Raw genomic sequence first — 13,303 nt, forward strand, 5'->3', positions numbered from 1 at the left:
AAAGCTTTAAATTTAAAGCTTTTTTATTTTATCGACTCATCTCTAAGTAGTTTTTTATGATTTCCAATTCCTCTGGATTCAAGGGGCGGAATTGCCCTTTTGCTAGTTCTGGGTCTAATGTAAAGTCACCGAATTGGACGCGTTTTAGGGCAGTCACCTTGACACCAACTGAGAGGAACATTTTTTTAACTTGATGAAATTTTCCTTCTGAGATGGTAATAGAGGCATGGCTCTCTGTTGGGCTTATGTCTAGAATTTCTAGCTGAGCAGGTTTACAAGTGGTCCCATCTAAAAAGACAATCCCATCTTTGAATTTTTGGATATGGTCTGACGTGAGCGGTCCGTTTACTACCACTTGATAGGATTTATCGACATGGTACTGGGGATGAAGGAGCTGAAAGCCAAGAGGTCCATTGTCTGTTAAAAGCAGCAGTCCCGTCGTATCGCGGTCTAATCTGCCGATAGCATAGAGCTGGTCAGACTGGATGTCAGGTGGGAGTAGGTCCATGATGGTTGGCAGTTTCTTATCCTTGCTAGCTGTAACGACTCCGTTTGGCTTATGAAGCATGAGGTAGGTGTGCTCGTAGCCTTGGATTTGCCGTCCTTGAAAGACTAATTTCTGCAACCCAGTGTCGACATTTTGAGCCAGGGAGCTGGCTGGACAATCGTCTACTAGGATTTCTTTTTTTAATAGAGCCTGTTTCATAGCCTTGCGACTGACCTTTTCTTGGGCTAATAATCTATCTAAACGCATACCAGCTTATCTTATCATAAGTCTCTGACTTTGAAAAGAGTTGCCTTGACTAGAAAAGCAGAGTGAAAACATTTACACTTAGCTGAACTGTGATTTTTGAATGAGACTGTGGTATAATTGTTCAGTTAGAAATAAAAATTTAAATATTAGAGGAAATCATGACAAAATTAAGAGAAGATATCCGTAACATTGCGATTATCGCCCACGTTGACCACGGTAAAACAACCCTCGTTGACGAATTATTGAAACAATCAGAAACGCTTGATGCACGTACTGAATTGGCAGAGCGCGCTATGGACTCAAACGATATCGAGAAAGAGCGTGGAATAACCATCCTTGCGAAAAACACTGCCGTTGCCTACAACGGAACTCGTATCAATATCATGGATACACCAGGACACGCGGACTTCGGTGGAGAAGTTGAGCGTATCATGAAAATGGTTGACGGTGTTGTCTTGGTCGTGGATGCCTACGAAGGAACCATGCCACAAACTCGTTTCGTATTGAAAAAAGCCTTGGAACAAAACCTTGTTCCAATCGTGGTTGTCAACAAAATCGATAAACCATCAGCTCGTCCAGCAGAAGTAGTGGACGAAGTCTTGGAACTTTTCATCGAGCTTGGTGCAGATGATGACCAGCTTGATTTCCCAGTGGTGTATGCTTCAGCTATCAACGGAACATCTTCATTGTCAGATGATCCAGCTGACCAAGAAGCTACGATGGCACCAATCTTTGACACCATTATCGACCACATCCCAGCTCCAGTAGACAACTCAGATGAGCCTTTGCAATTCCAAGTGTCACTTTTGGACTACAATGACTTCGTTGGACGTATCGGTATCGGTCGTGTCTTCCGTGGTACTGTTAAGGTTGGGGACCAAGTTACCCTTTCTAAACTAGATGGTACAACGAAGAACTTCCGTGTAACAAAACTCTTCGGTTTCTTTGGTTTGGAACGTCGTGAAATCCAAGAAGCAAAAGCAGGTGATTTGATTGCCGTTTCAGGTATGGAAGACATCTTTGTCGGTGAAACCATTACTCCGACAGACGCAGTTGAAGCTCTTCCAATCCTACACATTGATGAGCCAACGCTTCAAATGACTTTCTTGGTCAACAACTCACCATTTGCTGGTAAAGAAGGTAAATGGGTAACTTCTCGTAAGGTAGAAGAACGCTTGCAGGCAGAATTGCAAACAGACGTTTCCCTTCGTGTTGACCCAACGGATTCACCAGATAAATGGACTGTTTCAGGTCGTGGAGAATTGCACTTGTCAATCCTGATTGAAACCATGCGTCGTGAAGGCTATGAGCTTCAAGTATCTCGTCCAGAAGTTATCATAAAAGAAATTGACGGTGTTAAATGTGAGCCATTTGAACGTGTTCAAATCGATACTCCAGAAGAATACCAAGGTTCTGTTATCCAAAGCCTTTCTGAACGTAAGGGTGAAATGTTGGATATGATTTCAACTGGTAATGGTCAAACTCGTTTGGTCTTCCTTGTTCCAGCGCGTGGTTTGATCGGATACTCAACTGAGTTCTTGTCAATGACTCGTGGTTACGGTATCATGAACCATACTTTCGACCAATACTTACCATTGATTCCGGGTGAAATTGGTGGACGTCACCGTGGTGCCCTCGTTTCCATCGATGCTGGTAAGGCAACAACTTACTCAATCATGTCGATTGAAGAACGCGGAACCATCTTTGTCAATCCAGGTACTGAGGTTTACGAAGGAATGATCATTGGTGAAAACTCTCGTGAGAATGACTTGACAGTTAACATCACTAAGGCCAAACAAATGACCAACGTCCGTTCAGCTACTAAGGACCAAACAGCGGTTATCAAGACACCTCGTATCTTGACCCTTGAAGAGTCTCTTGAATTCTTGAATGACGATGAGTACATGGAAGTAACGCCTGAGTCTATCCGTTTGCGTAAACAAATCCTCAACAAGGCAGAGCGCGAGAAAGCCAACAAAAAGAAAAAATCAGCTGAATAAGAGCTAGAAAGAGATAAAGATGGTCTATTTAATCATAGGGATACTCTTATTACTACTCTATGTATTTGCGACACCCCAAAGTATCAAAGGAACAGTCAACATCGTTATCTTGGTCTTTGTAGTTGTTGCACTCTTGATTTTGCTGATGTTGTCCATCTTGCAAATCTTCCAATTACCGACAGAATTCTTTGTCACAATCGCCATGCTGGCCCTAGCCTACTTTAGCTTGAGAGACATTACGCTCATGTCTGAAAAAAAGAGCAGAAGAAGATAAAGAGAAAGAGAGCTATGGCTCTCTTTTTCGATGTCAGAATGAGGACTAGAGCATTTTCGTTTAGTATTATTTCCATAAAAATGGTAAAATAGTAGGAGTAGAAATGGAGTTTGAGACATGAAAGTAATCGATCAGTTTAAAAATAAGAAAGTACTTGTTTTAGGTTTGGCTAAGTCTGGTGAGTCTGCGGCCCGTTTGTTGGACAAGCTGGGTGCTATTGTGACAGTAAATGACGGCAAGCCTTTTGAGGAGAATCCTGCTGCTCAAAGCTTGCTAGAAGAGGGAATCAAGGTTGTCACTGGTGGGCATCCTTTGGAGCTCTTGGATGAAGATTTCGCTCTGATGGTGAAAAATCCAGGGATTCCTTATAGCAATCCCATGATTGAAAAAGCATTGGCAAAGGGGATTCCAGTCTTGACTGAGGTGGAATTGGCTTATTTGATTTCAGATGCGCCAATTATCGGTATTACTGGTTCAAATGGGAAAACAACCACAACGACGATGATTGGGGAAGTTTTAACTGCTGCTGGTCAACGCGGTCTCTTGTCAGGGAACATCGGCTATCCTGCTAGTCAAGTGGCTCAAACTGCGACAGCCAAGGACACGCTTGTCATGGAACTTTCTTCTTTCCAACTGATGGGTGTCCAAGAATTCCATCCTGAGATTGCGGTTATTACCAACCTCATGCCAACTCATATCGACTATCATGGTTCTTTTGAAGAGTATGTGGCAGCTAAGTGGAATATCCAGAACAAGATGACAGCAGGTGATTTTCTTGTTTTGAACTTTAACCAAGATTTGGCAAAAGAATTGGCTACCAAAACACAAGCCACTGTTGTTCCATTTTCAACACAGGAAAAGATTGATGGGGCTTATCTGGAAGATGGTCAACTCTACTTCCGTGGAGAAGTGGTCATGGCAGCTAGTGAAATCGGTGTTCCAGGTAGCCACAATGTAGAAAATGCCCTTGCGACCATTGCTGTAGCCAAGCTTCGTGGCGTGGATAACCAAACCATCAAGGAAACTCTATCAGCCTTTGGTGGTGTCAAACACCGTCTCCAATTTGTGGATGAAATTCAGGGTGTCAAATTCTATAACGATAGTAAGTCAACCAATATCTTGGCTACTCAAAAAGCCTTGTCAGGATTTGACAACAGTAAGGTTATCTTAATTGCAGGTGGTTTGGATCGAGGCAATGAGTTTGACGAATTGGTGCCAGATATTACTGGGCTCAAGAAGATGGTTATCCTCGGTCAATCTGCAGAACGTGTCAAACGGGCAGCAGAGAAGGCTGGTGTGGCTTATGTAGATGCGACAGATGTTGCTGATGCGACCCGCAAGGCTTATGAGCTCGCGACTCAAGGAGATGTGGTTCTCCTCAGTCCTGCCAATGCTAGCTGGGATATGTATGCTAACTTTGAAGTACGTGGAGATCTTTTCATCGACACAGTAGCGGAGTTAAAGGAATAATATGAAAAAAATTGTCTTTACAGGTGGGGGGACGGTTGGACATGTCACCCTCAACCTTTTGTTAATGCCTAAGTTCATCGAAGACGGCTGGGAAGTTCACTATATCGGTGACAAGCATGGAATTGAACACCAAGAAATCCTCAAGTCAGGCTTGAATGTGACCTTCCACTCTATTGCGACTGGGAAGTTGCGTCGTTACTTCTCCTGGCAAAACATGCTAGATGTCTTTAAAGTTGCTTGGGGTATCGTCCAATCCCTCTTTATCATGTTACGACTGCGTCCACAGGCTCTTTTTTCAAAGGGGGGCTTTGTCTCAGTACCGCCGGTTATCGCAGCGCGTGTGTCAGGGGTACCTGTCTTTATTCACGAATCGGACCTTTCTATGGGCTTGGCCAATAAAATCGCCTATAAATTTGCAACTAAGATGTATTCAACATTTGAGCAGCCTGCTGGTCTTGCAAAAGTCGAGCATGTGGGGGCAGTAACCAAGGTTTCAGACCAAAACACTCCAGAACCAGATGAATTGGTGGATATCCAAACCCACTTTAATCCTAAATTGCCAACGGTATTGTTTGTCGGTGGTTCTGCAGGAGCCCGTGTATTTAACCAATTAGTGACAGACCATAAAAAAGAGTTGACAGAGCGCTACAATATTATCAATCTAACTGGAGATTCAAGCCTCAATGAGTTGAGTCAAAATCTCTTTCGTGTTGATTATGTGACGGATCTCTATCAACCCTTGATGAAGATGGCAAATGTGGTGGTGACGCGTGGTGGTGCCAATACGATTTTCGAGCTCTTGGCCATGGCGAAACTCCATCTCATCGTACCATTGGGTCGTGAAGCAAGTCGAGGAGACCAGATTGAAAATGCAGCCTACTTTGTTAAGAAAGGTTATGCAGAAGAACTTCAAGAAAGTGACTTGACCTTGGAAAGCTTGGAGGAGAAACTCAGCCACTTGCTTAGTCACAAGGATCAGTACCAAGCTAGCATGAAAGCTTCGACTGAATTGAAATCTCTTGCAGATTTTTACGATTTATTAAGAAAAGACCTAGCATAAGGAATATCAATGTCAAAGGATAAGAAAAAAGAATCAAACCAGAAGCAAGAATTGTCTGAATGGCAGAAACGAAACCAGGAATACCTGAAGAAGAAGGCTGAGGAAGAAGCTGCCCTAGCTGAAGAGAAGGAAAAGGAAAAACAAGCTCGTAAGGAAGCCAACTCGAAACTACTGGAGGAATCCAAGAAATCATCGAGTGAGTCAGTTGAGGAAGCCTCAAGTCCAAGCAAGGAACCATCCGAAAAAGAAGAAAAATCTCAAAAGGATGACCGGAAAGTCAAAGAGGAAAAAGAGAAGAAGAAACCAGAGAAACCAGAAAAACCTGCCAAGCCTAAAATTGCGCCTGTTCATATTTGGCGAGCTGTGAGTATCTTGGTACCCAGTGTCCTGGTCCTCCTTCTTTCAGTCTATCTATTGACTCCACTTTCGACCATCAAAAATATCGAGGTTAAGGGAAATAGTAACACGCAGGCGGATGATATCAAACAGGCTTCTGGAATTCAAGATAGCGACTATACTTTAGCCCTATTGTTGGATAAGGAAAAATACGCTGAGCGAATCAAGTCCAATCATTGGATAGAATCAGCGAAGATTAACTATCAATTTCCGACTAACTTTACGATTGAGGTTAAGGAATTTGATATTGTTGGTTATTATGTGTCTGGTGAAGAACATTATCCTATTCTTTCTAGTGGTACAGTAGAGTCAACTCCTGTTGATCGCTTAAACTTGCCTGAGACTTATCTGACAGTTACCTTTAACGATGAGCAGCAGGTGAAAGAGCTGATAACGGGATTGTCTACTATCAGTGAGGATATCAAGAGTCAAATCCAGAAAATCGAATTAGCGCCGAGCAAGGCAACAGCAGATCTTTTAAAAATTACCATGCTGGATACAGATGAGGTTTTGGTTCCCCTATCAGAATTGAGCAAAAAATTACCTTATTACAGCAAAATCAAGCCACAATTGTCAGAACCGAGTGTAGTCGATATGGAGGCTGGAGTATACAGCTATACGATAGCAGATAAACTGATAGAAGAAGCTGAGGAAAAAGCCAAGCAAGAGGCCAAGGAAGCTGAGAAGAAAAAACAGGAAGAAGAAAAGAAAAAACAAGAAGAACAAGGAAATCAAAGCCAAACGAGCCAGCAATCACAGAGTCGTTAGACTAACTTTTCCTCTTAATTTTGAATGGTATAGAAGTCTAGTTTCGAGTTTTTGCTTGACAAGTCCTACTATAAATAATAGAATAGAAAAAAACCTTTAAAGCAGTCCAGAGAGGCAGCTAAGGTTAGACGGTGAAAGGGTGGACTCTACCCATTTTTCGTGGAACCTTGCTGTTGGCAGGTTCCTTTTTTCGTGGTTTATTTTTGACCATACTCTCTTGCTCGTAAAGGTAAAAGGAGAAAGGTATGCGTGAACATCGTCCAGTTATTGCTCTTGATTTTCCTAGTTTTGAGGCAGTCAAGGAATTTTTATCTCTTTTCCCAGCAGAAGAAAGTCTTTATTTAAAAGTAGGGATGGAGCTTTATTATGCGGAAGGTCCTGAAGTTGTCCGTTATTTGAAGTCACTGGGGCATAGTGTCTTTTTGGACCTCAAACTACATGACATTCCCAATACAGTCAAATCGGCTATGAAGGTCTTATCTCAGCTTGGTGTGGACATGACTAACGTTCATGCTGCAGGTGGTGTGGAGATGATGAGGGCTGCGCGTGAAGGTCTGGGGACACAAGCCAAATTGATCGCTGTGACCCAGCTTACCTCAACGTCGGAAAGCCAGATGCAGGATTTTCAAAATATCCAAACCAGCCTGCAAGAGTCTGTGATTCACTATGCCAAGAAGACAGCTGAAGCGGGCTTGGATGGTGTCGTTTGCTCGGCTCAGGAAGTGCAACTCATCAAGCAGGCTACCAATTCAGATTTTATCTGTTTGACACCAGGAATTCGTCCAACGGGAGCTGCGGTTGGAGACCAAAAACGTGTCATGACACCAGCTGACGCCTATCAAATCGGTAGTGACTATATCGTAGTGGGACGTCCTATTACCCAAGCTGAGGATCCTGTTGCAGCTTATCATGCTATCAAGGATGAATGGAACCAAGACTAAAATTAAAGAAATAGATTATAAAAACAAAAGGAGAAGACCATGACACTTGCTAAAGATATCGCTAGCCACCTCTTGAAAATCCAAGCCGTTTACCTTAAACCAGAAGAGCCTTTTACTTGGGCATCTGGTATCAAATCGCCGATTTATACTGACAACCGTGTGACGCTTGCCTATCCAGAAACTCGTAGCTTGATTGAAAATGGTTTTGTGGAAGCTATTAAAGCAGAATTTCCAGAAGTAGAAGTGATTGCAGGAACAGCGACAGCAGGGATTCCACACGGAGCTATCATTGCTGATAAGATGAACTTGCCTTTTGCCTACATCCGTAGCAAACCAAAAGACCACGGAGCTGGTAACCAAATCGAAGGTCGCGTAGCTCAGGGGCAAAAGATGGTTGTTGTTGAAGACCTCATTTCAACTGGAGGGTCTGTTCTTGAAGCCGTAGCAGCTGCTAAACGCGAAGGAGCCGATGTTCTTGGTGTCGTAGCGATTTTCAGCTACCAATTGCCGAAAGCAGATAAGAACTTCGCAGACGCAGGTGTGAAATTGGTGACGCTTTCTAACTACAGTGAACTGATCCACCTAGCCCAAGAAGAAGGTTACATCACGCCAGAAGGACTCGCTCTCCTAAAACGCTTTAAAGAAGACCAAGAAAATTGGCAAGGATAATAAAATAACTAAGGCTTGCAAGAAATAGCAAGCTTCTTTTTCATTTTTATGATAGAATTATATTGGTAGCGTTTTTACAAAAAAATAAGTGTGATTGAAGAAGGTTAGGATGGAAATTGATAATCGTAGTATTCGTTTAGGAGGTGAATTAAAGAAAGAAATAAAACCTGGAAGCTAGGTCAAAATTGCAGCAGCGACTTTTTCGATGTTTGCCTTTCAACAGTTAAAGGAAGAACTTGAAACGATAGAGGAGTTGAAATTTATCTTTACAAATCCAACCTTTGTGACTGATGAGACGAGAGTTGGATATCGTGAATATACGATCCCCAAAAAAGAGCGAGAGCAGTCTATTTTTGGAGGACGTTATGAACTGAAGTTAATGAATGAATTAACTCAAAAAGCAATCGCTAGAGAATGTGCAGACTGGATCAGGAATAAAGCTCGTTTTAAATCTATCAACATTGAAACCGATGAGATGCCAAATGGTATGCGGATAGAAACGGATGATGATACTGTCGCTGTGGATCAACTCAAAAACTTTGATCGAAAAGAATTGGGCTATGATTCTTCTTTGTTCAAAACCACACGGCATATCTACCATGCTCCATTGAGTTTATCCTATCTAGATGAATTTGATAGTCTCTGGCAAGATGATGAGTATTTTCGGGATGTGACAGAAGAGCTCTTGGTTCATTATAAGGAAACTCTAACAAAAGAACAAGATGGAAAACATTTCAAAATTGTCCGTCGTTTCCGTACACAAGAAGATTACCAGATCCAATTTGATGGTGACAATCTAGACCAAGTCTATGAAATGTTGATTAAGAAAATGGGTAAAGATCAATTTCAAAGTAAGTTGGACGGTAACTTAAAAGAGTCGGTTGAGCTGACGGAACAACTAGAAAAACTGGAGAAGCAAGCTCAACGTCTTAAGAAGCAAATGTATGCAGAAAAATCGATGAGAAAGCAGATGGAAGTAAAGAAAGGCTACCAAGAAGTTCTCAAACAGATCCAAGAATTAAAATAGGGATTACTTGTATACTATAGACAAGTACACAGAAACCATTATAAGAAAGGTTACATATGACTACAGAACAACATAAAGGCGAACATACCGGCCTCGATCTTTTAAAAGTAGGCTCCAAAGGTGTTTTTACAGAAAATATTTCCAAAATTGGTCAACTCTTTCCAGAAGTCTTGACAGAAAAAAGAGATGAATATGGAAGACTTCGTCCCGCTATTGACTTTGAGAAACTGAAACAGTTTTTATCAGAGGAAATTGTGGATGGTCACGAATCCTATGAGTTTACGTGGGTTGGAAAACGTGAAGCTATCGTAGAAGCTGGACGACCAACAACTAAAACCTTGAGACCAGACCTTGATGAGAGTGTTGACTTTGATAAGAGTGAAAATATTTTCATAACTGGGGATAACCTAGAAGTTTTGAAAATCTTACAAGAATCCTATCTAGGAAAAATAGATATGATCTATATCGATCCACCCTATAATACAGGGAAAGACTTTGTATACTCTGATAAGTTCCAAAAAACGGACGAAGAGTTAAAAGAAGAGATGGACCTCTTGGACGAAGAAGGACGTCAAGTTGTTGGATTACAACCGAATGAAAAAAGTTCAGCTCGTTACCACTCAGACTGGCTCAATATGATGTATCCACGTCTGCGCTTGGCGCGTAATCTATTAAAAGATAATGGAGCTATTTTTATATCTATAGATGAAAATGAATATTCTAATTTGAAGCAAATGCTTGATGAAATATTTGGTGAGGGAACTTTCATAGAAAATATTGTTTGGGACAAAAAATCATCTGCTAAAGGAGTTCCTCCCACAACTATGATGGCTGGAGTTCATGAATATATTTTAGTATTTCAGAAGAAAAAAGACTTCAAATTTTTGGGAGAAAAACGGGAAGAAAGTGATTTTTCTAATCCAGATAATGATCCTAGAGGTTTATGGAGAAATACTAATATTAAATCTACAACAAGCTCTAAAGAATTTACAATTATTGATCCAGAGACTGGAATATCGTACACAGATACCTGGGCATTTAGTGAAAAAGAATTAAATCGTCTTATATCAGAAAGATATATAATATTTCCAAAAAATCCAAACGGACAAGTAAGACGAAAAGAGTTTATGAATGAGTTGCAAAATGAACACAAAGCTATCAAATCAAGTTTTGGCTTATTTGATGGGCAAACTAATACGGAATATGTAAAAAAATTATTTGGTATTGATAAATTATTTAGTAATCCTAAACCGATAAATTTATTAAAGTATTTAATAAGTGTTACATTGCCTAAAGATAGTAGTATTATATTGGACTTCTTTGGTGGCTCAGGAACCACAGCAGACGCAGTCATGCAACTAAATGCGGAAGATGGAGGCAATCGTAAGTTTATCTTGTGTACGTTGGATGAAGCAGTTGCTGAAAAATCTGCTGCTAAAGAAGCAGGTTATGAAACCATTGACCAAATTTCACGTGAGCGGATTCGTCGTGCTGCTGCTAAGTTACAGGAGGAGCATCCAGAATTAGTTGGCAAACAAGACTTTGGTTTTAAAGCTTACAAACTAGACTCTTCTAATTTTAAAGACGTTTCTTCTCGACCAGATCAATTTATCCAAGGGGAGCTTTTCGACAGTGTATCCAATATCAAGGAAGGACGTTCTGGACTTGATTTGCTCTTCCAAGTTATGCTGACATGGGGAATGGAATTATCTTTAGAGATTGATTTAAAGAATGTAGCAGGAGCAGAAGTCTTTGATGTGGATCAGGGCTCCCTTATGGCCTGTTTTGATGATGATGTATCGGAAGAAGTCATCCGACACATTGCTCAAGCACAACCACTCCGTGCGGTTTTCCGTGATAGCTCATTTGCCAATTCAGCAGATAAAATTAACGTAAGTGAAATCTTCAAAGAATTATCACCTAATACAAAAGTGAAGGTAGTGTAGGATATGAGTGAACACAAAGTAAAACATTTAGAGATGATACAAGCTATCATTGAACGAATGGGTAAGAATTCTTTTGTCGTTAAAGGATGGTCGTTCACTTCCATAGGTGCCTTATTTGCATTTTGGTTTAGTAATACTAGCATGTGGTATATACTTCTTTTAATTTTGTTTGTAACTATATTGTTTTGGTTTCATGATGCTTATTACTTGTTATTAGAACGACAATATAGACGTTTATACGATGAAGTAAGATTAAGTGATAAAGAAACAGATTTTAGAATGACTCCAAAAAGAGAAGAGGGAGATCTTCTGATAACACTTTTTCGTCCAATTTTAAAGTATACCTATGGTTTAATAGTTATTTCTACATTGATTCTTATAGTTGTTGTTAGATAAGTGAGGAAATTATGAAAAGACAAGTATTTTTTAGCTTCCATTATAGCAATGATAACTGGCGAGCATCTCAAGTTAGAAATATGGGTATAGTATCAGGTGATTCTACTTTTTCTGATAATGATTGGGAAGAAGTAAAATTAAAATCTGATGCAATGATAAAATTATGGATAGATAGTCAAATGGCAAAGCGTTCATGTGTGGTTGTTTTGATTGGTGAGAAAACTGCTGGACGTAAATGGATCAACTATGAAATTGAAAAAGCGATTGAGTTGAATAAAGGAATCGTAGGAATATATATTCATAATTTAAAGGATAGATTTGGAAACCAAAGTAATCAGGGAAGAAATCCATTTGATAATTTTGCATTATCTCGAACTGGCAAATCGTTATCAAGTTATGTCCGTTGCTATAATTCTCCATTCTTTACTTCAAAGTATGTTTATGAAGATATTCAAAGTAAAATGGAAGAATTAATAGAGTACGCTATTGCACATAAACCATCTACATGGTAGCTAAGATTATTAGTAATAAACTAAATAGGAAATATCAAAGGGATATATTAATTAAGATTCATGATATTTGAAATAATTTAATTAAGTGATTGTACTTTATAATTACTGGAAAAAGATAAGAATTGAAGAAAATAAATTATGAAACTACAATTTAAAAAACAACCATTCCAGTTGGATGCAGTTAGTGCCATTGCAGACTTATTTCAAGGGCAAGCCAAACAAACTGGAATTAGGTATATGGCTGATCCAGGTCGTCAAAAGTCAGATGAGGTGGATTTGGTATTGGATGCCTATCGAAATGCTCCGATTCAATTGGACCAGGAAGCTATTCGAAGGAATGTTCATGCTGTACAAACTCGTTTTGGATTACGACCCTCTGAAAGTTTGTCGGTCGATATGGTTGCAGGTCGTCCAGCCTACAATTTCTCTATAGAAATGGAGACAGGGACGGGGAAAACCTATACCTATATCCGTACCATTATGGAGTTAAATAAACGCTTTGGCTGGCTCAAGTTTGTCATTGTTGTTCCAAGTGTCGCCATACGTGAGGGGGTTCTTAAGTCTTTAGAAATCATGAAAACTCATTTTCAGGATGAGTATGGGAAACAGCCGAGATATTTTGTTTATGATTCTTCACGTTTAGGAGATTTGGATAGTTTTGCTAACTCATCTGATCTTCAAATCATGGTCATCAACTCCCAGGCTTTTAATACAAAAGGGAAAGTTGCGAATCGCATTCATGAAGAGCAGGAAAGTTTTCGTTGGCGTCGCCCAATTGATGTATTAGCAGCCATGAACCCAATCATGATTATTGATGAGCCCCAGTCTGTTGAAGGGAAGCAGACTAAAGAACGACTAAAAGACTTTAAGCCTCTCTTTACCCTTCGTTACTCAGCTACTCATAAAGAAAAGTATGATATGGTTTATCGATTGGATGCCATGGATGCGTATAATCAAAAATTGGTTAAGAAGATTGCGGTGAAGGCTATTGAACAAGCTGGAGCTACTGGGACGCAGGGCTATCTCTATTTACAGGAAATTATTCCCCAAAAAATAGGAGCTCCTAAAGCTAAGATTGAGTTCGAGGTAA

13 protein-coding genes are annotated in these 13,303 nt (G+C 40.3%); 12 read left to right on the plus strand and 1 reads right to left on the minus strand.

The features are described from left to right. Window positions 1-28 precede the first annotated feature (28 nt). Entirely contained in the window at window positions 29-754 is a 726-nt protein-coding gene (locus tag HMPREF3057_RS06195; RefSeq protein WP_049485370.1) for a 16S rRNA pseudouridine(516) synthase, read from the minus strand. A 158-nt stretch (window positions 755-912) separates the two neighbouring features. Between HMPREF3057_RS06195 and typA the strand changes: the two genes are divergently transcribed. The 12 genes from typA to HMPREF3057_RS06255 all read left to right on the plus strand — a co-directional run. Next, window positions 913-2,754 carry a translational GTPase TypA gene (gene typA, locus HMPREF3057_RS06200; RefSeq protein WP_049477927.1) on the plus strand — a complete coding sequence of 614 codons (1,842 nt, stop codon included), beginning with the start codon at window positions 913-915 and terminating at the stop codon, window positions 2,752-2,754. A 19-nt stretch (window positions 2,755-2,773) separates the two neighbouring features. Then, entirely contained in the window at window positions 2,774-3,028 is a 255-nt protein-coding gene (locus HMPREF3057_RS06205; protein ID WP_000262663.1) for a DUF3165 family protein, read from the plus strand. A 117-nt stretch (window positions 3,029-3,145) separates the two neighbouring features. After that, entirely contained in the window at window positions 3,146-4,498 is a 1,353-nt protein-coding gene (gene murD / locus HMPREF3057_RS06210; RefSeq protein WP_070696906.1) for a UDP-N-acetylmuramoyl-L-alanine--D-glutamate ligase, read from the plus strand. A gap of 1 nt (window position 4,499) precedes the next feature. Further along, a complete protein-coding gene (locus HMPREF3057_RS06215; RefSeq protein ID WP_049518945.1) occupies window positions 4,500-5,558 on the plus strand; it encodes a UDP-N-acetylglucosamine--N-acetylmuramyl-(pentapeptide) pyrophosphoryl-undecaprenol N-acetylglucosamine transferase in 1,059 nt (352 codons plus the stop codon). A 9-nt stretch (window positions 5,559-5,567) separates the two neighbouring features. After that, window positions 5,568-6,722, plus strand: a complete 1,155-nt coding sequence (locus tag HMPREF3057_RS06220) for a cell division protein FtsQ/DivIB (protein WP_000031125.1) — start codon at window positions 5,568-5,570, stop codon at window positions 6,720-6,722. A 245-nt stretch (window positions 6,723-6,967) separates the two neighbouring features. Further along, window positions 6,968-7,663, plus strand: coding sequence for an orotidine-5'-phosphate decarboxylase (pyrF, locus tag HMPREF3057_RS06225; protein WP_001206748.1), 696 nt, complete (start codon window positions 6,968-6,970; stop codon window positions 7,661-7,663). Between the two features lie 39 nt (window positions 7,664-7,702). After that, window positions 7,703-8,332, plus strand: a complete 630-nt coding sequence (gene pyrE / locus HMPREF3057_RS06230; RefSeq protein ID WP_070696908.1) for an orotate phosphoribosyltransferase — start codon at window positions 7,703-7,705, stop codon at window positions 8,330-8,332. 205 nt (window positions 8,333-8,537) lie between these two features. Then, window positions 8,538-9,359 (plus strand): hypothetical protein, encoded by an 822-nt coding sequence (locus HMPREF3057_RS10490; RefSeq protein WP_070696910.1) that lies wholly within the window; start codon window positions 8,538-8,540, stop codon window positions 9,357-9,359. Between the two features lie 56 nt (window positions 9,360-9,415). Continuing rightward, complete coding sequence (locus tag HMPREF3057_RS06240; protein WP_241502072.1) at window positions 9,416-11,305, plus strand: site-specific DNA-methyltransferase; 1,890 nt, start codon at window positions 9,416-9,418, stop codon at window positions 11,303-11,305. Window positions 11,306-11,308: 3 nt separating this feature from the next. Beyond that, entirely contained in the window at window positions 11,309-11,701 is a 393-nt protein-coding gene (locus HMPREF3057_RS06245) for a hypothetical protein (protein WP_048714806.1), read from the plus strand. An 11-nt stretch (window positions 11,702-11,712) separates the two neighbouring features. Beyond that, on the plus strand, window positions 11,713-12,213 hold the full coding sequence (locus tag HMPREF3057_RS06250) for a TIR domain-containing protein (RefSeq protein WP_239665727.1): 501 nt from the start codon (window positions 11,713-11,715) through the stop codon (window positions 12,211-12,213). 138 nt (window positions 12,214-12,351) lie between these two features. Beyond that, a partial coding sequence (locus HMPREF3057_RS06255; RefSeq protein WP_180364454.1) for a DEAD/DEAH box helicase family protein occupies window positions 12,352-13,303 on the plus strand: 952 nt, incomplete at its 3' end.

Origin of the sequence: Streptococcus sp. HMSC072D05 (genome assembly GCF_001815805.1) — a bacterium.
In the GTDB taxonomy this organism is placed as follows: domain Bacteria; phylum Bacillota; class Bacilli; order Lactobacillales; family Streptococcaceae; genus Streptococcus.